Genomic DNA, 1258 nt, shown 5'->3' with positions numbered 1-1258 from the left:
ACAGGGGGAGGCGTATCGCGACCCGGGCGTGACGCAACCAGTCGAGGGTTTCGGCCAGCCAGTTCGGACGATGTGCGGACGAATTCAAAACGATGATGGACATGGTGTGCTCCGTTCTCCCCGAATATCAAATCCGGCTTGATGATGTTTCGATGGACAGATCATGCCAGATTGAAATCTCTGTAGGAAACGAGTAGTTTTCTCTCGATCATCAAGTTTTCTTTGAGGATAGGATGGCTCGTCTTCTGCCTGGGACTCGTGCCTTGAGGACGCTGGAGGCGGCGGCCCGGCACCTCAATTTCACCCGTGCCGCCGACGAGCTTGGGCTGACACCGGCCGCCGTCAGCCATCAGATCAAGGAAATCGAGGATCAGCTCGGGCTGGTGCTGTTCACGCGCACCAGCCGCACCATCCGGCTCACCGAGGCGGGAACGGTGCTGTTCGACGCCTCGGCGGACGCGCTCGACCTGCTTGGCCGGGCTGTTTCGCGGGCGCAAAAGCTGACGCGCGGCACCGCTCTTTTGAAGGTAACGCTCGACGCGCAGTTCGCGTCAAAATGGCTGATGCGACGCGTCGACGATTTTCGCAAGCGTCACCCCGATATCGAGTTGCGATTCGACATTGCCTATGAAGTGCGGGATTTCGAACTTGACGACATCGATGTCGGCATCCGTTTTGGCGCTGGCAAATATCCGGGCCTTCGCACCCACCGGCTGTTCGACAACATCCTCATTCCGGTATGCAGCCCGAGCCTTTTGACGTCCGGTCCGCCGCTGCGCGAGCCGCGCGATCTTTTCAACCATACGCTTGCGCATATCGAATGGTCGCGGCAAGGCGTGACGTGGCCGAACTGGCGGATGTGGATGGCGGCGGCCGGCATCAATGATTTCGACGACAGCCGGACAGTCGTGTTCGGAAATTCCACGGATGCCGTCCAGGCAGCGCTCGACGGCAATGCCGTTGCGCTCGCCGATTTCGCCATGGTGGCGAACGACCTTTCCCAGGGCAGGCTGGTGCAGCCTTTCGAACTCGGCCTGCGCGTGGCGCCCGAGTTCGCCTATTTCCTGGTCTATCCCGAGAATACCGCCGACGATCCGCGCATCGTCGCCTTTCGCGAATGGATGCTAGAGGAAGTCGCCAAGACGCGGACCACGGATAAAGGGCAGTAGGGCAGTAGGGCAGTAGGGCAGTAGGGCAGTAGGGCAGTAGGGCAGTAGGGCAGTAGGGCAGTAGGGCAGTAGGGCAGTAGGGCAGTAGG

At 60.3% G+C, this 1258-nt stretch carries 1 protein-coding gene; it reads left to right on the top strand.

The features are described 5' to 3' along the window. The first annotated feature begins 233 nt into the window (after window positions 1-233). Window positions 234-1169: a transcriptional regulator GcvA gene (gcvA, locus tag ENZ74_RS32105; protein WP_013528901.1), complete on the top strand. Its 936-nt coding sequence runs from the start codon at window positions 234-236 to the stop codon at window positions 1167-1169. Window positions 1170-1258 lie beyond the last annotated feature (89 nt).

This window comes from Mesorhizobium sp. M7A.F.Ca.CA.002.15.2.1 (assembly GCF_003998715.1).
In the GTDB taxonomy this organism is placed as follows: domain Bacteria; phylum Pseudomonadota; class Alphaproteobacteria; order Rhizobiales; family Rhizobiaceae; genus Mesorhizobium; species Mesorhizobium ciceri.
Note: the sequence above shows the minus strand (reverse complement) of the source record. Positions and strands in the feature narration are given on the sequence as shown.